Raw genomic sequence first — 21209 nt, forward strand, 5'->3', positions numbered from 1 at the left:
TCAAACAGTTGATCACGCTATCGCAAGGGTCAAGTCCAACCCTGCCCTAGATTCCTGGCAAATCAAACCGCTGCTTTTTTTACACAACATTCAGGACTTAATCTATCACAAGTTTAAAAGAACATAAACAACTTTTGATTTATAGTACATCTCATGGGCTTAAGAAGCGAATAATCGAAGCAAAGCGAACACATAGTATGTCAAGAGTGGGACGCTGCATGGAAAACGACCCAATGGAATCTTTTTGGGCAACCTGAACGTGTGAAAGGTATGATCTGAAACGATATGAAACGTTTAAAGCGTTACAACAAGCGATTAAGAGTTTTATAATAACAAACGCTATCAAGAAAAATTAAACGGCTTAAGCCCATTAGAATTTAGAGCTCAAGCCGTTTAAAGCAATTTTATGATTTCCATTGTCTGCTTGACAGGGGACAGTTCAACTTTTGGACAATCCCTTTAAGAAAGTTATTTTCTTTTTAATAAAATAGCTAATATCAATGATGTTTGTAGAGAAATGATAATTAAAAGAGATAGTATTAATTCACTATCTAAAGAAGTATCATAATTAAGTATATAAAATAAAATTACCGATACAACTAGAATAAGAATAAAGTTGGCAATCGTTTGTATCATAGACTTACCACTCCAACTAGATTAATAAGATAAAGTTAATGCGTATGATTTTGTATCTGTTTTTGGAGTTGACGTGATTGATAAACCTGCTGGATAAATTGATATACTAGGTGTTCCAGCAATTCTTTGATGACCATATTCCATTTTTAGCATTTTTTGATTTAGGAAAATATACATATTGACCAATGTACCCTTTGTGTTTTGTATGACTAGTAGAAGGTTTTAAATCATATGAGCCAGCCACACCAGCACTTGGCTCCCAATTACTCGGAGAATACTTAATTGAATAATCAATCGAACGTCCATTTCCTTGAGGATCTTGAGAATATCTATGTTGGTGCTGTTTTACTGTTCCTCCGCTAGTTGGTAGATATAATCCTGAATTTGAAGGGAAACCAATAGTCATTTTATCAACTAAATGAAAAGAAGGTGTTTTTAACCATTGAAAGTTACCATATATATAAAATTTATCTTCTTTTGAACGATCACTAGTTACTTTATATACTGTTCCACCTAATTTTAAAGTTGAAGAAGCAATAGTTCCCATAGTACTAATTTGTCCTGGTTTAACATCTTTTGGTTCATATATAGTAATAATTTTTGATCTAGAATCTATAACTTTAGCTCCCTCTTCAATTAATTGTCTAGCAACTTCAATGGAGCATCAGCTTTTTCTTGAGTGTTGCCAACTTCATTTACAGATAGTTTAATTCTTCTTGTGTAAGACTTTCTTCATTAACATTTGCATCGTTTTCTGCAGCAAATTCTACTCTAGTAAAATTTAGGGAAAATAAAAATGCAATTACAATAAACCTATTTTCTTAAGCATTTTAAAATCCTCCTTATTTCTAATTTTTCAAAATATTAACATATTTACTAGTATTATATTCCTTTTTTCCATTTTTACAATATTGAAAAATTTATCCTCATATCCAAAGTGTTTGTTGAATGTAAAATAAAAGTAGCGAATCGCATTATTATGGGCGTAAGCCTGTTTGCTGATAGCCTGATGTATTTGATAGAGGAGATGAACGTAAATAGTAAATTTGAAATATATATTGATGAGTTCCGTTTTTTCACATTTTTCATATGGTCTTCTTTCATGCGCATGAAGGTTGCGTCTTTATCCGTTTTAGAATAGCTGTTACGGTTGCCAAAGATTTCTTTTTGTTCCTTGTATTTAACCTGCCGTAGGATAAAATCTTCTCGAATTTGCTTCACAGATTTCTTTCATTGACTGCGCTGTTGTTGTTTGTCCTTATGTATGTTTGTATCTGTTTCCTTTTCGATTTCTTCTGATAACTTTTCCACTTTTTCTTCTAATTTCATAGCGGCTTCCTCTAGGTTTGGTTCTCATCTTTATCTGTTTTGATTGTTTTTCTTTTGTTTCGCTCCAGCTTCCAATTGTTGCTCATAAAATCGTCCTTTCTGAAATGTTGTGAGGCAACTTTATTTTACTAGAAGGGACGATTTTTTTTGCTTTTTTAAATAAAGGGGGTCTCCCAAAAGTCAGTAACGCTGACTTTTGGAAGGCCCCGTTTTTTCATGACGTTGTTGAAGAAAGTATTTGTATCCGATTAACTTCCCCGATACACTTGATACCCCCACGGTGAAATAAGCAATGGAACATGATAATGGGTATTTGCATCAGAAATGCCGAAGCGGACGACGACGTGATTAAGAAACAGCGGTTCCTTCAAGGATAAACCTTTGTTTTTAAAATAATCTCCAATGTAAAACAGAAGTTCATAAGTTCCCGGTGTTAATTGCTGCTCAGTGATGAGCGGTTCGTCAACCCGACCGTTTTCGTTTGTGAATGCGGTTTTGAGCAGCTGTTTTTCCGTTTCGTTTTGATCTGTAGCAGAAAACAGCTCGATTTTGACGTTTTGTGCAGGCGTACCGTGAGTTAAATCTAAAATATGTGTTGTTAATCCTTTCATATTCCATCTCCTTATTGACCTTTTTATTTGCCTCGTTTTTCATTTTGGAAGCCCGTTTTGTTACTTTGGAAGCGCTTGTCTGACGGGGCATGGCATTTGAATCACGGCTTTCTTTCACTATTTAACCAGCGTGTAGTTTCTTTGGTTATTATTTCTCAGCAGATTCAGTTGTACCGCCATTTATGGCGCTTAAAAAGAATATGGCTTCGTACTGTGCAAAAGATCAAAAATTACGAAAGTCAATTTGTTCTATCAAAATGGAATGTACGTGTCAGCATAGATTTCTCTCTTCTTTCACTATATCCTTCAGTCGATTATAGGCAATTTTTTTAATTTCTGCTATTGCTTGCTCTATCTCTGCTTCCGCATTGTTTTTGATTCGCTGTTCAATCGATGCAAATATTTCCTGCTTTGTTTTGCCGCGCACAGCCAAAATAAACGGGAATTGAAATTTTTCCATATACGTTTCGTTTAATTTTAACATTCGATCGAATTCTTCATCTGTCAGTTTTTGCAGCCCCGCTTTTTGTTGTTCTGTTTGCGAAAATCGGGTCATTTTTGTTTTTGCGCCTAAAGCAGGGTGATTGCGAATAAGCGCCAATTTTTCGTGTTCGTCAGCTTGATCCACGATCTCAGCCATTTTGGAAAAAAGCGATTGCACGGAAGAAAACGGGCGGAATTTTTCTGCTTTTTCTGCCACCCATGTTGAATCTTCAAATATCCCGCCTAGCTTCTCAATAAATTCAGCCGCACTGAGTTGGTTAACTTGTTCTATGTCCATTCGGCTTTCTCCTTTCGTTTTTAAAATTTGATCGTTGTCGGTGTTAACTGTTCGTCAGCAGAAGATTTTTTCAGTGAGAAATGGTGAAAAAATAAGTTTAAAAAGATGGCTGTAAGACTGCCTGTTATAATCCCATCACTAAAAAGAATTCGCAGCATAGGCGGCAGCTGTGCAAACAAATCAGGAACAACTGTGGAACCCAATCCGAGGGAAATGGAGCAGGCAATTACTAACAAATTGCTTTGCTGTTGAAAATCAACAGTGCTTAACATTTTAATGCCTGAAGCAACGACCATGCCAAACATGATCACCATTGCTCCCCCTAATACAGATGTTGGGATCATCGTGGCAAAAGCAGCAATTTTCGGAATAAATCCAAGGGTGACAAGTATAAAGCCGGCAACGATCGCAACGCTTCTCGTTTTTATATTTGTCAGCTGCACAAGTCCGACGTTTTGAGCGAACGTGTTGTACGGGAAAGCGTTCAAACAACCGCCGATGATGAAAGCCAATCCTTCGGCACGATATCCACGCGCAAGATCTTGGTCGCTAAGATCTTTTCCGCAAATTTTGCTTAGGGCTAAAAAGGCGCCAGTCGATTCAATCATGATGACAATGCCAACTAATGTCATTGTTAAGATCGGCACAAGCTCAAAAGTAGGTGGACCGAAATACAAAAATTTCGGAGAATGAATCCATGAAGCTTGCATTACTTCTTTCACATCAACCTCTCCCATAAAAGCCGCGGCGACCGTACCCGCGATAATCCCGATAAGCACAGAGATTGCCCGAAAAAAGCCTGTGAAAAATCGATTCATAAACAAAATCAAAAGAAAAACCCCAAATGAAAGGAGCAAATTTTCCGGATCACCAAATTTCGGACTTCCTGCACCGCCCGCCATGTTTTTAATCCCGACCGGTATTAAGGACAGTCCTATAAGGGTGACAACTGTACCTGTCACGACCGGCGGGAACAATAATCTTGTTATTTTGCCAAAGAGCGGAGCAAAAAGAATAATGAATATTCCTGCGGCAATGATCGATCCATAGATTGCATTGATGCCGTACTCTTTTCCTATCCCGATCATCGGTGTAACAGCAACAAATGAAGCACCTAATATGACAGGTAAACCAATGCCGAAATATTTTGTTTTGAACGCCTGCAGCAGGGTGGCGATTCCGCATGTCAATAAATCAATCGCAACTAGATATGACAGCTCCTGCGTCGAAAGGTTTAACGCTCCTCCGACAACAAGAGGAACAACAATGGCGCCTGCATACATCGCCAGTACATGCTGCAAACCAAGTGAAAAAAGATGAGTTCCTCCATTTTGATTTGTCAAGTGACCTCTCCTCCTCTTATGTAAAAAAATCTAACACTAGATGTTATTTGTTTTTCATAATAAAAGAACGATGTAGTGAAGTCATTGGTTGAATTACATAATCGTTTTTGCAAAATTTAGTTAATGTATCTAAAGCTTTATAGACAAATTACATTTTCATTTACTAAAGCTCTTGCCTCAATTTTTTTATAATTGAAGCAAATTTTTTATGCGGAATGCCAAGCGGAGGCTAATAGTGGCTTCCGGATCCTTTAAGCTTTTTCCGATGAGCTCCTCGCATTTTTCTAATCGATAGATCACCGTATTGCGATGAACGAAAAGCTTTTTGGCTGTTTCAGAAATTTGACAATGATTTTCCAAAAATAAAAACAGCGTTTGCAGCAGAGCCTGTTTTTCAGTGTCTGCCGGGTCTGAAAGGTTTGTCAAAATCTGTTCGTAAAAATCAATCAGCTCTTCTTTTGGAATCATTTTCAATAGCGTATAAATATCTTTTTTCTTATGAATTTGAATGAATTCTTGATTTCCGGAATACTGTTCTTCTTCCAGCACTTCCAACGCTTCTTTATAGCCTTTTTTTACATCTAAAAATTGTTGGCAAAGACTGCCGATGCCGAATGAGACAGTCCGTTGGAACCTGCTTCTAATTTTCGCTTGCAATTCCTTTAAAAACGGCATGATGGAAGAATGAAGCTCCAGCCATGATTTTTGAATCGGGAAGAGCAAAATGCCTACGTTCCCCTTCACAAAAAAATGAACAGGATTTGGGAACGCATCAGCTTCTTTTTCCATAAATTCAAAAATCCGTTCATTTTCTTTATGGAATTGTGTAAACGTTAAAGATTTTTTTCTTTCATCCAATTTTCCTGCTGCACAAAAATACGATTGATCATTGCGAATTTTAAATTCTTTTGCTTTAATGACAATCTCTTCTTTTGATTGAAAGGCGCCATCTGTAAAATTGATAAAAAATTCATTTTGAACTTTTCGTTTATGTTGTTTAAGAGCATTTTTTTTCATCAATTCAAATGAAATGACATTTGTCGCTTGTTCAATCGTCAACACATGCGAAGGACTGTGAAAAGGAATGGCATCAAAAACAATTAAACATCCGCTGTTGCTTTCATGAGTGTAAATGGGAAAAACGGAAACAGTTCGTTTACTAGAAATAATGGAAAAACAAGTGTAAGAGCTTGGCTGTAAGAAAAAACGAAATCCGTCTGTGTACATTTCCTCGATTTCCGGCAGACTCGATGTAACGGAAGATGAAGAAGCAATCATTTGAAAGTGCTGATCCAACAGTAAAATTGGACAGCCGATCAAGTTTGCCAAATTTTCCAGTAATGAGACGAGCCCTTTTCCTCTTAAAATATGGTTTGTAAATTGCTGATGGATTTCAATCGCATTGAGCAATTCGTTTGTCCGTTTGTCCAATATATAGCTTAATGTCTGGTTCACAACCTCTCCTAACGTAACCTCAATCGGCAATTCAATAATTGGGAAATTTTTTTCATTTGCATACTTCAGGCAAGCCTCCGGAATTTCTTCCAAAAATCGCTTCATTTTAATTGCCAACCCTGCACATTGCTGATCCGCCATATTTTTGATGAGTGCGAGCAGATCATTCGGATTGTCTTTTAAATGAAAGGCAGTTGTTACAAGCAGTTCATTCGGTTTCAGGAAATCGATGATATCCGGTGCATCCATCATATTGACGCTGAAAACTTCTCGATCTTTTCCGTTATGGCCGGCGATGAGCTTGGCATTTTTCATAACGGGAATTTTTAATATTTCGGAAATTTTCATTTTTTCAGCCCCTTTGTCTTCAAATTTTAGTGAACATGCACAAAAGATGGTGAAATTTATATCAAAATTGCCAATGTATATGAAAAAGAATAACGATAAAATAAAGTAAATTCACATTTTATGGAACAAAATGTAACAAGGATATTTGCTTATTTTGAATAGAAAAGAGGGAAGAGACATGACAGTTCATTTACTTGGGCCCATTCAGCTTGAAGAGGAAGTTGAAAGGCTGATCGAATGGCTTGCAACATTCGGTAAAACGGAAAAAGGGGGAGTTACCCGGCTGTTATATAGCGAACAATGGCTGTCAGCGCAGGAAGCGTTGAAGGAGAAAATGGAGGAATGCGGATTAGCTCCATATTTTGATGACGTCGGCAACTTGTTCGGCCGAGCAGAAGGATCATCTCCATCCTCCAAAACAATCTTAACTGGTTCGCATATCGATACGGTTATTGAAGGAGGAAAATATGACGGCGCATACGGCATTATTGCCGGCTTGTTGGCGACTCATTATTTATTAAAGCGTTTTGGAACACCAAAAAAAACGATTGAGGTCGTATCCTTATGTGAAGAGGAAGGCAGCCGGTTTCCGCTTACATTTTGGGGGTCAGGCTCTGTAACGGGGAGGCGCTCTTTTAAACATATACAAAAAATTGTTGATTCTAAAGGGATTTCGTTTGTGCAAGCAATGAATGAATGCGGTTTTGGACAGGAAAGATTTCGCCAGCCATTTCGAAACGATATTCAATGCTTTATTGAGCTGCACATCGAACAGGGCTCTGTGTTAGAAAAAAAGAAAAAATCGTTGGGCATTGTCAGCGACATTGTTGGACAGCGCCGCTATCAAGTAAAGGTTGTCGGTGAAAGCAACCATGCAGGAACAACCCCGATGTCCTGCCGGAAAGATGCGGTGGCCATTGCCTCTGAACTGATTACCTATTTAATGAAACAAGCCAAACAGGTGTGCGACCAACTAAGAGTGACCGTCGGCAAAATAAAGGTTGAACCTAACGTTCCGAATGTGATTGCAGGTGAAGTCGTTTTTACGATCGATATCCGTCATCACGAGGAAGAAATGCTGGAGCAATTTTGTTCAACATTTTCACGTCATTTTAAAAATGTGAGCGCACAATACAATGTCGATATTTTGTTAAATGAATGGCTGAACGTCAAGCCGGTCAAAATGGATCAACAATTGCTGAGACTGTCAAAAGAAATTGCAGAAGAGCAAAATCTGTCTCATGAAATCTTGGTTAGCGGAGCGGGACATGATTCGCAAATGTTCGGAACCTATTGTCCGACTGCGCTTTTTTTTGTCCCGAGTCATAACGGAATCAGCCACTCGCCGAAGGAATATACCGCAGTGGCTCATTTAGAAAGCGGCGTTAAGTTTTTAATCCATTATTTATATAGATTGGCATATTAAAAGAAAGGATTGTGGACGAAATGAAATTTCTGCCTCTACAGACACCTAATAGAACGATCATGACACCGGGGCCTGTTGAAGTCGATCCGAGAGTTTTGCAGGCGATGAGTACGCCGATTTTAGGCCAATTTGATCCTGCATTTACTTCGATCATGAATGAAGTAATGGAAATGCTTCGTTATTTATTTCGTACGGACAACAAATGGGCGTTCCCTATCGATGGAACCTCCAGATCGGGCATTGAAGCGATGCTGGCGAGCATTATCGAACAGGGCGACAAAGTGCTGATCCCAATATATGGCCGGTTCGGCTATTTATTAACCGAAATATGCGAACGTTACGGGGCTGATGTCACTACAATTGAGCGTGAATGGGGAACGGTGTTTGACCCGGAGGATGTAATTAGAGAAATAAAGAAGGTTCAGCCGAAAATAGTCGCGATCGTCCATGGGGAAACCTCAACGGGGTGCATGCAGCCGCTTGAGGAGATCGGGAAAGCTTGCCGGGAGATGGATGTAATTCTTGTAGTCGATGCGGTTGCGACAATTGGAGGAACGGACGTGAATGTCGACGAATGGCAGCTTGACGGCGTGATCGGCGGGACGCAAAAATGCTTATCGGTTCCATCAGGGATGGCTCCCATCACATATAATGACAGAATTGAAAAAATCGTTTTGTCGCGTAAAAAGGTAGAAAGAGGAATTAGGACGGAATTGGATCAGCAAATGGCCACAGGTCAAACAATTATTAGCAACTATTTTGATTTAAGCCAGCTTCAAGATTATTGGAGCCCGCGGCGATTAAATCATCATACGGAAGCTACATCAATGCTTTACGCATTGCGTGAAGGCTTGAGGCTTATTATGGAGGAAGGATTGGATAATCGATTTGCACGCCACCGCCTCCATGAACGGGCATTAATGGCCGGGCTGGAAGCAATGGGACTCACATTGTTCGGCGATAAACGCTTTAAACTGCCGACCGTCACATGCGTCAACATTCCGCAGGGCGTCGATGGAGAATCCGTGCGCCGCATGCTGCTGGATGAATTCGGGATTGAAATTGCCAGCTCGTTTGGCCCGCTCCACGGAAAAATCTGGAGGATCGGTACAATGGGCTACAGCTGCCGCAAAGAAAATATTCTCAAGCTGCTGACAGCATTGGAGGCAGTTCTCATCTATCACGGTGTTCGCATGAACAGAGGTGAAGGAGCACAAGCAGCGCTGAGTATGTATGGAAAACAAAAAAGTAAAGTATCATCTTAGATATTTATGAAACTTTTTAACATGTTGATCGAACAATTGTTACCAAAAACAGTTGTTCGATTTTTTTAATTTTTGATATTTTACACAAAATCTTTTTTAATTTTTATTTATTTTGACAGTGGATAAATCAAAAAATTACGTATAATATACCAATATAGTTTCGTTATGTGTTAATAAAAGTTACATAAAGGGGTGAGAAATATGACATTGATAGTTGAAAATGTAAAAAAGTTTTATAATGATCATCTTGTTTTAAAAGGGATAAACCTTACTGTTCAACCGCATGAATTTATTTGTGTATTGGGAAGCAGTGGCGGCGGAAAATCAACTCTATTAAATTTGATTGCGGGATTTATTAAACCAGATGAAGGAGTGATTAAGGTAAACGGATCTTTTGTAACAAAACCTTCCAAGGAAAGAGGAGTCGTTTTTCAAGATCATGCACTATACCCTTGGTTCACTGTTTTAGAAAATATCGCTTTTGGACCAATCGTGCAAGGGATGCCAAAAAAGAAAGCATTGGAAAAAGCATTACGTTATATAGAATTAATTGGTTTATCAGACTATGCAAACCATTATCCTGAACAACTTTCAGGAGGTATGAAACAACGCGTCGGCATTGCAAGAGCTTTAGCTGGAGAACCTGAAATTTTGTTAATGGACGAGCCTTTTGGAGCGTTAGATATGTTTACCCGTGAAAATATGAGAACTGAACTAATTCGTATATGGAAAGAAGTAAAGCCTACTATTATATTTATTACCCATGATTTAGCTGAAGCTGTCTATCTTGCAGATAGAGTAATTGTCATGAAAAATGGAATGATTGCTACAGAATTAGAGATTCATTTACCCCGTCCTCGAAATTATCGTGATCCTGCATTTAGTATTTTGATGGAGAATTTAGAAGAGCATTTTGTCAGCTAGTTAGGAGGAAGCTTATGAAAAATATGGCGGCCAGACAAGAAGCGGTTTCTGTCTATACGAAAAAAGTGGACAAGGTTAGAAATAAAAAATATTTACATGCTATTCCAATAATTTCTTTTTTTGTTTTATGGGAAGTCATTACAAGATTAAATATAAATTTTTCCATAGTAAATCCCGTTTTTTTTCCACCGCCTTCACTAATATTTCTAAATGGTGTAGAACTATTTCATTCAGGATTAATTACAGACAGTATTGTATCGAGTACGATTCGAATAGTAATTGGCTTTGCAATCGGAGTATTTCTCGGGGTGATTGCCGCATTATTGATAGGAAGGGTAGAGAAAATTGAATTTTGGTTTATGCCTGTCTTTAACATGATCGGCCCTATTCCAGCTTTAGCGTTGCTGCCTTTATTTATTATTTGGTTCGGAATTGGCGAAATTCCAAAAATTATATTAATTGCTTGGACAACATTTTTTCCAGTTATGACGAATACATTTGATGGAATTAAAAGTGTTCATTCTTCTTATATTCGTTCTGCATTAAGCTTAGGCGCAAATGATAGACAAATATTTAAGAAAATTATTATTCCGTCAACATTACCAAATATTTTTACTGGATGTCAAATAAGTTTAGGATTGGCTTTTTCAGCATTAGTGGTTTCAGAAATGATGGGTGCAAAAAGTGGTTTAGGGTATATTATTGTGGACGCTCGAAACTATATGAAAATTTTAAATATGTATGTAGCTATTATTTTAATAGGTATTGAATATAGTCTTTTTTCCTTGTTATTAAAAGTGATTGAGAAAAAACTATTGAAATGGAGAACAGGCGGATTTGAAAATGCTGTAGAAAAATAATAAGGGAGGAATTATAAATGAGAAAAATTTTTCTTTTTTGCCTAGTTTTTTTGACAATGTTTGCAATCGTTGCGTGCGGTTCAAACAGTTCGACAACAACTAGTGAAAATAGTAATAAAGCGAGTGATGAACTAGAAGTGAAGGATATAACATTAGTAGGGGTAAGAGATGCGCAAATTTCTTCACAACAAATCATTGCAGATAAGTTAGGATTTTTTAAGGAAGAAGGGCTAAACGTAACAAACCAATTAATTGAAAGCGGACCAGATATTGGACCTATGATTGCTGGTGGAAGTGCTCCGGTTAGTTTACAAACAAATTTTATGGATATTATTTTAGCTTCCTCAGGCGTTAAGGTGAAAATCGTAGCTCCGCTTGCACAAATTGCAGGAACACAAGCGGTTGTAGCGGGCAAGCATGCTGAAATTAATTCTCCAAAAGATTTGGAAGGAAAATCAATAGGTATTCCTAGTGGTGCTGATGTAATGATTGCAATTCAAAATATGGCCAACGATTATAATGTTGACATAAAAAAGATAAGTTTTGTGAACCTAGCTCCTAGCGATGCTTTAACTGCTCTTGAAAAAGGTGATATTGATGCAATGGCTGCTTGGGAACCGTTTATAACGAAGGCTATCAACAGCGGAGGAAAACTACTATTTAGCGGTACGGTTGACAATTTTGATGAAAAAGAAAAATCTGTTGATTGGATGAGTGTTCATACAACACTGCAAGTAACGGATGATTTCCTAAAAGAAAATCCGAATACGGTAAAAGCAATCATTAGGGCTTTAATAAAAGCTACAGATTACATTAATAAGAATAGAGAAGAAGCAATTAAAATTTTAGCGCCTGAACTTCATTTAGAAGAAAGCGAGTTAAAGGAAATTATGAATAGAAATGTTTATACAATGCAAGTCGACGATTCCTTTATGAACAAAAGCAATGGTTCTGAAGTAGGAGAATATTTATTGAGTGTAGGAAATATCAAAAATATCCCAAATAAGAAAGATTATATTGATTTTTCATTATTAGAAGAAGTTGAACCGGAACTTATGAATAACAAATAACATGAAAAAAGCATGATGGAAAAATTTTTATTTTAAATGGAGTTTGATAAAAATGATCTACGATCTTATAGTCAAAAACGGCAGCGTTGTGTTTCATGACGAAGTGAAAAAAACAAATTTAGCTGTTAAAGACGGCATTGTTGTTGAAATTGGCGATGACATTGACGGGGAAGCCGATGTCGTTTGGGATGCGGAAGGCCAATACGTTTTTCCCGGATTGATTGATGTCCATGTTCATTTCAATGAACCGGGCAGAGAGGATTGGGAAGGCTTTTCAACAGGTTCATCTATGCTTGCAGCGGGCGGCTGTACAACGTTTTTTGATATGCCGCTGAACGGTGTCCCTTCTACAACTGATCTTGAAGCTCTTCAACAAAAAGGAAAAATAGGCGAGGAAAAGTCATTCGTTGACTTTGGATTGTGGGGCGGGCTTGTTCCGGGCAATGAAAATGATTTAGCGCCTCTTGCGGAAAAAGGAGTTGTCGGATTTAAAGCTTTCATGTCTCCGAGCGGCAATAAAGAGTTCGCAGCGGTTGATGATAATACGCTCTTGAATGGAATGAAAACGATCGCCGGCTTGCGTAAAATTTTGGCTCTTCATGCAGAAGACGGCGCAATGGTGCAATTTTTGCAGAGAGAAAAAGAGCGGCAAGAAAAATTCGGTCCGGACGATTATTTACAATCAAGACCGATTGCTGCGGAATGGCTAGCTGTCAGAAAAGCCATTACATTTGCGGAACAGACCGGCTGTTCTTTGCATTTCGTTCATATCAGCAGTGCAGAAGCCGTTGAAGAAATCCAGCAAGCGAAGAAAAGAGGACTTGATGTCACTTTGGAAACGTGCCCGCATTATCTTTTGTTTGACCATGAACATACGAAAAAGCTTGGAGCGGTTGCAAAATGCGCTCCCCCATTGCGCGAATTAAGCGACCAAAAAAAATTGGTTGATTTGTTTTTAAAAGATCAGATTGACTTTGTCGCATCCGACCATTCCCCGTCGCCATGGAGCTTGAAAGAAGATGAAACGAATTTTTTCAATGTTTGGGGAGGAATCAGCGGGGGACAATTTACATTGATGGCGATGATCGAACTATCGGTTCGCTATCGCATTCCTTTTCCGAAGCTGATTCATTGGACATCTGCTAGACCCGCCAAACGATTTGGATTGGACGGGAAAAAAGGGGAAATTGCAAAAGGAAAAGACGCAGATTTTGTGATTATAAGTTTAAAAGATTCCTTCACAGTCGAGAAAAACAGTTTGCTTCAAAAACACAAGCATAGTTTATATGTCAATCATACATTTCCTTGCAAAATCTTTGCGACATTTCAACGGGGGAAATTGGTATTTGACAACGGGCGCATACGGGCTTCCAAGCCTCTTGGCCAATGGCTGAAGTTATGATGGAAAGGGTAAGGGGGCTGTCTAATAAGTCGATTTTCCGGCTTATAGACGCCCCTTTAATGTTTTAGAAACGTTGATATATCAATGTTTATAATGTTTCGCTTTCAATGGATTTTGACTTTCTGGACAGCTTTTTTTTGAACGTTTTCCGTATCCTCCATTTTGCAATCATGTTCCGTGAAAAGTTTTCAAAAAATTTTTTAGCACGTTATCTGCAGCCTTAAAGGACTTGTCGGAAAACCGAAACAGGAAGTTTGGTTAGGCAAATAAAAATGTGAACAGGGGATCTGCGAATATTGAGGTTGGCCCAATAAATAAATGAATAGGTCAGTCTTACGAATTTGTTCAGCTTTTTTGCCGAGTGACAACAGGTTCGAGGTCTCCAAAAAATCGCATAGGTGCCTTCTCCTAAATCGTTACCTTTTCTTTAGAAAATTCAGGAAGAAAGAAGGTGAGGATTGCTGAAATGACTAATATGATTATTGAAAAATAAAAAGCAACATTATAATTCCCGTGGTAACTGTATAGTAAACCCGGCACATAGGCTCCTAGTGCTGATCCAATTTGGTGGCTGAAAGATAGCCAACCAATGATAAAACCAACAGAGTGTTGTTTAAAGTATTGCGTGACCAACAATTGTGTAGGAGCAACAGTGGAAAAATCAACCAATCCAAAAACGATAGCGAAAATAATTAATAGCAGAGGGTTATAGCTATAGAATAGAATAAACAACGATAATGCCCGTATAACATATAGACAGATGAGCATTTTTCGACTGCTCCAGCGATCTGCTAACACACCAGAAAATAGTATTCCTACAATATTAAAAGCAGCCAATATAGTTACTGCTGCACTAGTCGCACTTGTTGGAACTCCACACAACTGGGCATAAGGGATAAGATGTGTATCCATTAAACCTGTAGTGGTAAAACCGCAAACGCTAAATGGTAAAATCAAGAACCAAAATTGTTTTTTACGAAAAGCATCCCAAATTGAAAAATCATTGAATTTACTTGGCTGTTCAGTTGTGCTTTCTTCTTGATCCATTCCGCCAATTGGCAACATACCTTTTTCATTAGGATGGTTTCGTAAAATTAACAGGACAATTGGAAACACAACAATCATTAAAAAACATCCCAAGATGATGACCGTTGCTTTCCAATTCAACCATTGAATTAATAATAGAGATCCTGGTACCAACAGCATTTGTCCGGCTCCAAACCCTGCTTCGACAATCCCTAAAGCAAATCCTCGTCTTTCATTAAACCAGTTTGTAACGACTACTGTTGCAGCCACGTTTGACGCTCCGCCAACCCCAAGTGATACAAATATGGCATATAGAATAAACAATTGCCATGGATGATGGACAAAAGCTGTTAATAGAATACTAACTGCCACCAAAAAAGTACTGACAGAAAGGATTATACGAGGCCCAAATTTATCAACTAACCTTCCTATAAATGGTTGGGAAAGTCCATAAACGATAAAGCTTAATGTCGAAATTAACGATACCGTCCCTCTGTCCATTGAAAATTCCCTTTCCCAAGGTTCAACAAAAGCCCCGAAAGAAAGACGAACACCTTGAACAGCTAAAAGAGATAAAAACGTGACAAATAAAATAACCCAAGCATAGTGAAATCGTAACATCATTTTAGTTTAGTCTCCTAACTTCAAAATTTTAAAGATTCAATATTTTTTCTATTCTACCGAATTGGATGTTTAAGTCAAGCCATTTTTTCCAATATTTTTCTCCGTCAATCGCGACAAAAATCAGTTCATATTCCGAGATGGTGGCTATTTTACAGAAGACGGTCTCAATGATTTGAATATGCCAACTGTCGTCTCCCCCAATCGTGCAAAAATCTCTGTTGAACCGATGCAAATCAAAGGATTGGCAAAGTTTCCCTGGAAATAATCAATCAAGCATTAAAAATGAAATGCGTATATAACACTTTTTTGGGGTTTTTATCTTCACTATGAGGAATTGCAAGCAAGACGAAAGAGAGAAGTTTGTTTGACGTTCTGGAGGCCATTATTTATCATACAGCCAAATTGCCAATTATTTATGTTTCAAAGAAGCCGTGCCAACAATGATTGAACGTGCGGAAAAGAAAATAGCGGAGAGAAAAACAGAAAGCCTCTTCTGCCTTTAAATGGGTAAAGAGGCTTTGTCTTTGTTTGTGGATTTACAATTGCTTCACGTTTTTTTTTTCGCTAATCATATGATCATTTGTTAAAAGTGTGCTGTCTAAGTCGATTGCGATTCATTTCATTAGCATTTTTCCACTGGCGTTAGGAATTTCACTACATCGTCAACAGCTTCACAACTTGTTTTGTCCGTTCATGACTATTTATATCGGATTCAATTTTGCCGTTTTTCACGCAGTTTATAAATTCTTCTACTTCATAATACATCGTTTCAAATTTATGTTCCACGGTTAAATCTTTTATTTCACCGTTTCGATATTTGATGACAACTTTCTTCGGATCACTGATTTTGTCAATTTCAATAACACCTTTTTCTCCTTGGATCTCACTAGGGAAAAAGGAGTCTGTTATTTTGGAATACATTACGACTGCTTCAAAATTATCATAATTTAAAATCATACTTCCTTGACCGTCTGCACCGGTGGATAAGTAATAGTGATTTTTTACTATGGATTTTGGTTCGCCGACTAGATGAACAATCGGTGCTAAGCAGTATACACCCAAATCCATTTTCGAACCGTTTCCTAATTCCGGTTTAAAGGCGTTTTCAATAATTCCTTCTTTATATTTATCATATCGTGAAGAATATTGATTGTAATGGAAAACAAATCGTCTGATCGGAGCGATTTCGTCAAGATGTTTTTTTAAATTTAAAAAGGTCGGTGTAACGGTTGATTTCATCGCTTCCATAAACATGGCATTGTAAGTTTTGGCTGTTTGAATGACCTCATCCATTTCTTGCACGGACGTTACTGCCGGCTTTTCGCAAAGAACGTGAATTCTATTTTTCATGGCCAAAATACTTTGTTCGGCATGGAATTTGTTGGGGGATGCAATATAAACGGCGTCAATATTGCCGCTTTGAAACATTTCTTCAAGGTTGGTGTACACGTGTTTTATTTGATATTTTTCGGCAAACATTTTTGCTTTTTCCATTGTTCTCGAATAAACAGCGCCGAGGGAAAATTCCGGGTGTGCGCTTGCAGCTTTTATAAAATGGTCGGTAATCCAGTTTGTTCCTATAATACCAAATCTCATAACGAATCCCACCTTTATTGTTCATATTTGTACATGAATATCATATTATAACATGTTCTGCAGCAGCTTTTTATTCGATTATCTTTTTTTTGAACTAACTTAAAACTCCATGTCAATAAAAACCAAAACATATTAACATGGTAAGAGCTGTCTGAAAAGTCCCGAAAAAAAGAGTAAACGACAGTTTCTTTTCATCTGCTTTTCTGTTTTGATCGAATTTCTGAAAAGGATAAACAGGCATTCAGAGTGGGAGCAAACCCAACTCGCTTGGTCAATCGGACCGACCATTACATTTATACTGGCCGTATTATTGGTGCCCTTGGGATTGTTCGGTTCGGGATTGCCTTGGCACCGAACACGCAAGGGAAAACATTGCGGGAATTGAAAAAGAACGGTATGGAATTTTGGAAACGGAAGAAAAAGTTACGAATATTTAGAGAAGTTGCTTCACGACTTGCTCCAGCAGCTTGGTAATCCTTTGTCTCGCATCAATAACCCGTGCAAAAGTTCATTATTTGCGGTAATATGATATTGAGTCATGTTTGCATATCTCTTGGTGGTACTGTTTTTATCTGTCAAAGGGGAAGCAGCATGACTCTTTTTCTTTTTTTACACAATGATATGGACTTTACTCTTCAGCTACACATGTGTTTTTATTTTTAGTCACGATATTTTGATTATCCTCTATGACTATACTTCTGATTTTGTCTCTTCACCATTTTCTGTGATTGACACACAATCCCAGTAATGAACCTGTAGACTGTCAACTTGATTTTTTGACCGAAAATGAATTTTCACATTCGTATGAACTTAATCATATATTGAAATTATATATACTAGATATATATTATTTTAGCCTTTAAAATAACTTTCAATAATGATTTTACAATAAATCCGCTTGTTTATAATATATACTTAGTATATAATGAGTGTATAAAAGCAGATGAAATAATTGAGGTAGTGTCAAAAGTCCTTGAGAACTCAGTAGATGTTCATAGTTATTTCCATTAATTAGGTGGAAATGCCATGCAATTACTATTGGCAAAAGCGCCAATAGTTTTGACATTGACGTCAAAGGCAAAGGGAACAAAAAAGCATGCCAAAAAAGTTTTAAAACCATTGTCGAATTCGGAGTTCACTTCTTCTGTGGAGGGTTTTAAGGGCTAACCTAAACCAAAAGGTAGGTCATTTGTTCTATCAGCAATTGAGACGATTACACTATTTTCGGTGCTGGTGGCATACAGAAAATCGGAGGGAGCGTCGCACTGTGGACAATTGATAGAGCGAGGCACTGACGATAATGAAATATAGTGATTTTATATGAAAATTTTTACAATACGAATAATAGAGGAGCGAACGCTATGATTAAAGTTAGCAATCTTACTAAAGAATTTTTGCAGGGGCAAGAGAGAACACGGGTGTTGAAAGGCGTCGATTTGAATATTAAAAAAGGCGAATTCGTAGCGATAATGGGACCCAGTGGCTCCGGAAAAAGCACTTTGCTGCAGCTGATGGGAGGTCTTGACGTACCGACCGCTGGAGATATACAAATTGACGGGAAATATTTAAATAAGATGAGCGAAAAAGAAAGAACAATATTCAGAAGACAAAAACTGGGGTTCGTTTTTCAAAATTATCAACTGCTTCCGACTTTAACTGTAGAAGAAAATATTGCGTTTCCACTTCATGCCGACGGCAAACTGACAAAGGAGAAGAGTCGGGTGATCCAAGAATTGATTCAGGCGGTAGGATTGGAAGGACTTCATCGCAAACGCGCCAATTTGCTCAGTGGCGGTCAGCAGCAGCGTGTTGCTATCGCCAGGGCACTCGTAAATAGCCCGACTGTTTTATTAGCGGATGAACCGACAGGGAATTTGGACAGAGCGAATGCAGAAGAAATTCTCCGGCTATTGACAGTCTTCCATCGTGAAAACAGACAAACGATCGTGATGGTTACTCATGATATTTTTGCAGCCGGATTTGCGGACCGGATTATTCTTTTCAGGGACGGAGGCATCGATCAGGTGGTATCAAGGGAGGAGGGCGACTATGCTAAATATTTGGCGAATTTCATGGCGTAATATCACTCATAACAAAAAGCGTTTTTTCTTTACCTTGTTTGCGATTATACTGGGAACATCTTTTATCACCTCTATGCTGGTAGCCGATAGAACAACTAGAGACGTTTTTAATTACTACACAGATATGTATGTAGCCAATGCAGATTATTGGGTTTTAAGCGATAAGCATACTTATCCGGAAAAAATGATTGAGCCTGTTCAAGATGATCCCGATGTTACGAATATGCTGCTTGTTCTCCAAAAGCAAGCGTTCTTTGAACTTGAAGACGATCACTCTTTAAGTCAGAGATCTGTACGAATTATCGGAGTCAGTGACCAAAACAGCCCGTTACTGGTGCTTCCTGTGATTGAAGGCAGTTTGGATAATGAAGGGGTCATATTGCCGAAAACTGTTGCATCCCTTTTAGGAAAAAAGGTTGGGGATACGGTTCGGTTTGAAGGTTTGGGAGAGGCAAAAGTTTCTGCTATTGTTGAGTATACGCAGCTGCTTGCAAGTCCTAGTGATTGGGACAGTGCTGAATCAACTAGTTTTCGGGTTTTAGTTCCACTCGATATGTTAAGAGAATGGACAGGCAAACATGATGAGATTTCTTATATGCGGTTTCAGGTCAACGGCGATGGCAAGGACCTCTTTCATTCCTTACAGCAGCAGTTCCGTGGGTCAGGTGTGTTCATTCAGCCTGTTGTAGCAGATGACCTTCAGAACAACGATATTAGCGGCCTCTATACCTTCTTTTATATTGTTGCCGGTTTATCGATGTTAGTCAGCGGTTTTATTGTCTTTAACACAATTTATACAAGCGTGATCGAAAGAAAAAAAGAATTTGCTATAATGAAAAGCTTCGGCTACACACAACGTTCTGTGTCTAAGCTTGTGCTCATTGAAATCGTACTTTTGTCATTGATCGGTACAGTCATCGGTGTTCCTCTTGGTATATGGCTCGGTGATCTGTTTATGCAGGAACTGCTCAGCATGCTCCAATTTGATATAGTTTATACTTTAAATTGGAGATTGCCGGCGATTATGGCGGTGATTGTTGGAGTGCTGTTCCCCGTTCTGTTTTCGCTTTTCCCTATTTATCATGCAGGCAAAACATCGATTTTATTGACGTTAAAAATGGCCAGCCAATCGAAGGAATCATCAAGACCTCTGCTGATTAGAGCTGTAGTTGGCTTGGTGCTTCTATGCTTTGTGTTTATCGACCACTCTGTAACTTATGCAGCCGTTTTGGCAGGTGTCATTCTTTTGTTTCCTTTGTTGTTGGCCGGTTTAAGCAGAATTATAAAGCCTGTTTTAAATTTTCTTTTTCATTATGCGGGGAGTTTGGCTGCCAAAAGCCTCTTTCAACAAATCAATCGAAATGCAAATACGGCCGCGATACTCGGCATCGGAATTTCGGTTATTTTATTGCTAGGTGCGGTGGTGGAATCAGCTCCGGAAGGATATGAACAAGAAATCAGGAATACGTATGGGGGAGATATGAGACTTACGTCTGAAGCGCCTTGGTCTACAGAAGATATAACGAAACTGCGTTCTTATGATGGAGTTCTAGGCGTTGAGCCATTAATGGAAGCGACCCCGATTACGTGGGAAACGGTTGACGGAGTAAGCAGACAATTTTCTGTTTTTGCCGTAAGTGAAGATGGTCCGTCGTTATTTGCCGATCAACATGAGGAAAAACTGTATAACCGGTTAAAACAGCAAAATGCTGTGCTTCTTGGTGAACGCGCATTTGATGAATGGGGCGGGGAGATCGGGCAGAGCATTCGGATGAATACCCCAAATGGTGAACAATCTTATGAGGTGGTTGGAGTTGTCAAAACATCGCATTATTCCGGTTATGTTGCGTTTATGGATGAGGAACGTCTCAAGGAGGAATTTGGATGGACAAAAAGCTTTGATTTGCTGCTTACTGTTGACAACGAAGCGGCCAGTTCTATCCGAGATCGGGTATGGTCTGATTTCCACGATCATCTTTCAAAGGTTCAAACGGTTGAAGATGAAATTGAGTCCACAACTTCAACAATTTCCGGTATGAATGAACTGATCTTGATGTTGCTGTTTATGATCATCGGGTTAGCCAGTATCGGCACAGCCAACACCCTTTTGATGAACACGCTGGAACGCGTTCCCGAGATCGGAACGATGCGTGCTCTTGGGTTTACTAAACAACAGGTTAGAAATATGATTATCGCCGAAGGCTTGCTCGTTGGGTTATCCGGAGTTATCGGAGGAATAGCAGCTGGGTTGATCTTAATCTATGTAACAAGTCAGTCTGAACTCATGGACGGATTTATGTCTTTCCGGCTGCCATACAGTAATATGATAATGGCAGTGATATCCGGTGTTGTGTTGAGTCTATGCGCCGCTTGGATGGCAAGCCAAAGTGCCAGCAAAATAGATATCCAATCATCACTGAAAGAAGGTTGAC

Annotated in this window: 16 protein-coding genes; 9 read left to right on the plus strand and 7 right to left on the minus strand. The window is 38.5% G+C overall.

Annotated elements, in window-relative coordinates:
* Positions 1-742: 742 nt before the first annotated feature.
* From NSQ84_RS07180 to NSQ84_RS07200, 5 genes are all read right to left on the minus strand, one after another.
* On the minus strand, positions 743-1183 hold the full coding sequence (locus NSQ84_RS07180) for a hypothetical protein (RefSeq protein WP_339212491.1): 441 nt from the start codon (positions 1181-1183) through the stop codon (positions 743-745).
* 1030 nt (positions 1184-2213) lie between these two features.
* On the minus strand, positions 2214-2576 hold the full coding sequence (uraH, locus tag NSQ84_RS07185) for a hydroxyisourate hydrolase (protein ID WP_327873173.1): 363 nt from the start codon (positions 2574-2576) through the stop codon (positions 2214-2216).
* Between the two features lie 271 nt (positions 2577-2847).
* Positions 2848-3357: a 2-oxo-4-hydroxy-4-carboxy-5-ureidoimidazoline decarboxylase gene (gene uraD / locus NSQ84_RS07190; RefSeq protein ID WP_339212494.1), complete on the minus strand. Its 510-nt coding sequence runs from the start codon at positions 3355-3357 to the stop codon at positions 2848-2850.
* A 20-nt stretch (positions 3358-3377) separates the two neighbouring features.
* A complete protein-coding gene (locus NSQ84_RS07195) occupies positions 3378-4640 on the minus strand; it encodes a nucleobase:cation symporter-2 family protein (protein WP_339212753.1) in 1263 nt (420 codons plus the stop codon).
* Between the two features lie 246 nt (positions 4641-4886).
* A complete protein-coding gene (locus tag NSQ84_RS07200; protein WP_327873176.1) occupies positions 4887-6503 on the minus strand; it encodes a PucR family transcriptional regulator in 1617 nt (538 codons plus the stop codon).
* A 178-nt stretch (positions 6504-6681) separates the two neighbouring features.
* On the opposite strand from NSQ84_RS07200, the gene allC reads away from it, so the two are divergent.
* From allC to NSQ84_RS07230, 6 genes are all read left to right on the plus strand, one after another.
* Positions 6682-7929 carry an allantoate deiminase gene (gene allC / locus NSQ84_RS07205; RefSeq protein ID WP_327873177.1) on the plus strand — a complete coding sequence of 416 codons (1248 nt, stop codon included), beginning with the start codon at positions 6682-6684 and terminating at the stop codon, positions 7927-7929.
* A gap of 20 nt (positions 7930-7949) precedes the next feature.
* Entirely contained in the window at positions 7950-9194 is a 1245-nt protein-coding gene (locus tag NSQ84_RS07210) for an alanine--glyoxylate aminotransferase family protein (RefSeq protein WP_327873178.1), read from the plus strand.
* 201 nt (positions 9195-9395) lie between these two features.
* Positions 9396-10118, plus strand: a complete 723-nt coding sequence (locus tag NSQ84_RS07215) for an ABC transporter ATP-binding protein (RefSeq protein ID WP_327873179.1) — start codon at positions 9396-9398, stop codon at positions 10116-10118.
* A 14-nt stretch (positions 10119-10132) separates the two neighbouring features.
* The gene (locus NSQ84_RS07220; protein ID WP_066249029.1) at positions 10133-10978 is read left to right on the plus strand and encodes an ABC transporter permease; all 846 of its coding nucleotides are present in this window, start codon (positions 10133-10135) and stop codon (positions 10976-10978) included.
* Positions 10979-10995: 17 nt separating this feature from the next.
* Positions 10996-12048 carry an ABC transporter substrate-binding protein gene (locus tag NSQ84_RS07225; RefSeq protein ID WP_327874030.1) on the plus strand — a complete coding sequence of 351 codons (1053 nt, stop codon included), beginning with the start codon at positions 10996-10998 and terminating at the stop codon, positions 12046-12048.
* A gap of 52 nt (positions 12049-12100) precedes the next feature.
* Positions 12101-13450 carry an allantoinase gene (locus NSQ84_RS07230; RefSeq protein WP_339212499.1) on the plus strand — a complete coding sequence of 450 codons (1350 nt, stop codon included), beginning with the start codon at positions 12101-12103 and terminating at the stop codon, positions 13448-13450.
* 408 nt (positions 13451-13858) lie between these two features.
* On the opposite strand, the gene NSQ84_RS07235 is transcribed toward NSQ84_RS07230, so the two are convergent.
* On the minus strand, positions 13859-15100 hold the full coding sequence (locus NSQ84_RS07235) for an MFS transporter (RefSeq protein WP_066249019.1): 1242 nt from the start codon (positions 15098-15100) through the stop codon (positions 13859-13861).
* A 654-nt stretch (positions 15101-15754) separates the two neighbouring features.
* Positions 15755-16696, minus strand: coding sequence for a Gfo/Idh/MocA family oxidoreductase (locus tag NSQ84_RS07240; RefSeq protein ID WP_063386903.1), 942 nt, complete (start codon positions 16694-16696; stop codon positions 15755-15757).
* Between the two features lie 246 nt (positions 16697-16942).
* Here NSQ84_RS07240 and NSQ84_RS07245 point away from each other — a divergent pair, with 246 nt between their 5' ends.
* From NSQ84_RS07245 to NSQ84_RS07255, 3 genes are all read left to right on the plus strand, one after another.
* On the plus strand, positions 16943-17170 hold the full coding sequence (locus NSQ84_RS07245) for a hypothetical protein (protein WP_339212501.1): 228 nt from the start codon (positions 16943-16945) through the stop codon (positions 17168-17170).
* Between the two features lie 887 nt (positions 17171-18057).
* Complete coding sequence (locus NSQ84_RS07250; protein ID WP_066249014.1) at positions 18058-18777, plus strand: ABC transporter ATP-binding protein; 720 nt, start codon at positions 18058-18060, stop codon at positions 18775-18777.
* The gene (locus tag NSQ84_RS07255; protein WP_339212504.1) at positions 18746-21208 is read left to right on the plus strand and encodes an FtsX-like permease family protein; all 2463 of its coding nucleotides are present in this window, start codon (positions 18746-18748) and stop codon (positions 21206-21208) included. The genes NSQ84_RS07250 and NSQ84_RS07255 overlap by 32 nt, the downstream gene beginning before the upstream one ends.
* The last annotated feature ends 1 nt before the right edge of the window (position 21209 follow it).

The organism is Aeribacillus sp. FSL K6-3256, from assembly GCF_037965805.1.
In the GTDB taxonomy this organism is placed as follows: Bacteria; Bacillota; Bacilli; order Bacillales; family Aeribacillaceae; genus Aeribacillus; species Aeribacillus composti.

Excerpts from the sequence above, each read along its gene's own strand:
- NSQ84_RS07180 (WP_339212491.1), bottom strand. The coding sequence starts at position 1,183 with ATGGGAACTATTGCTTCTTCAACTTTAAAATTAGGTGGAACAGTATAT.
- uraH (WP_327873173.1), bottom strand. The coding sequence starts at position 2,576 with ATGAAAGGATTAACAACACATATTTTAGATTTAACTCACGGTACGCCT.
- uraD (WP_339212494.1), bottom strand. The coding sequence starts at position 3,357 with ATGGACATAGAACAAGTTAACCAACTCAGTGCGGCTGAATTTATTGAG.
- NSQ84_RS07195 (WP_339212753.1), bottom strand. The coding sequence starts at position 4,640 with ATGTATGCAGGCGCCATTGTTGTTCCTCTTGTTGTCGGAGGAGCGTTA.
- NSQ84_RS07200 (WP_327873176.1), bottom strand. The coding sequence starts at position 6,503 with ATGAAAATTTCCGAAATATTAAAAATTCCCGTTATGAAAAATGCCAAG.
- allC (WP_327873177.1), top strand. The coding sequence starts at position 6,682 with ATGACAGTTCATTTACTTGGGCCCATTCAGCTTGAAGAGGAAGTTGAA.
- NSQ84_RS07210 (WP_327873178.1), top strand. The coding sequence starts at position 7,950 with ATGAAATTTCTGCCTCTACAGACACCTAATAGAACGATCATGACACCG.
- NSQ84_RS07215 (WP_327873179.1), top strand. The coding sequence starts at position 9,396 with ATGACATTGATAGTTGAAAATGTAAAAAAGTTTTATAATGATCATCTT.
- NSQ84_RS07220 (WP_066249029.1), top strand. The coding sequence starts at position 10,133 with ATGAAAAATATGGCGGCCAGACAAGAAGCGGTTTCTGTCTATACGAAA.
- NSQ84_RS07225 (WP_327874030.1), top strand. The coding sequence starts at position 10,996 with ATGAGAAAAATTTTTCTTTTTTGCCTAGTTTTTTTGACAATGTTTGCA.
- NSQ84_RS07230 (WP_339212499.1), top strand. The coding sequence starts at position 12,101 with ATGATCTACGATCTTATAGTCAAAAACGGCAGCGTTGTGTTTCATGAC.
- NSQ84_RS07235 (WP_066249019.1), bottom strand. The coding sequence starts at position 15,100 with ATGATGTTACGATTTCACTATGCTTGGGTTATTTTATTTGTCACGTTT.
- NSQ84_RS07240 (WP_063386903.1), bottom strand. The coding sequence starts at position 16,696 with ATGAGATTTGGTATTATAGGAACAAACTGGATTACCGACCATTTTATA.
- NSQ84_RS07250 (WP_066249014.1), top strand. The coding sequence starts at position 18,058 with ATGATTAAAGTTAGCAATCTTACTAAAGAATTTTTGCAGGGGCAAGAG.
- NSQ84_RS07255 (WP_339212504.1), top strand. The coding sequence starts at position 18,746 with ATGCTAAATATTTGGCGAATTTCATGGCGTAATATCACTCATAACAAA.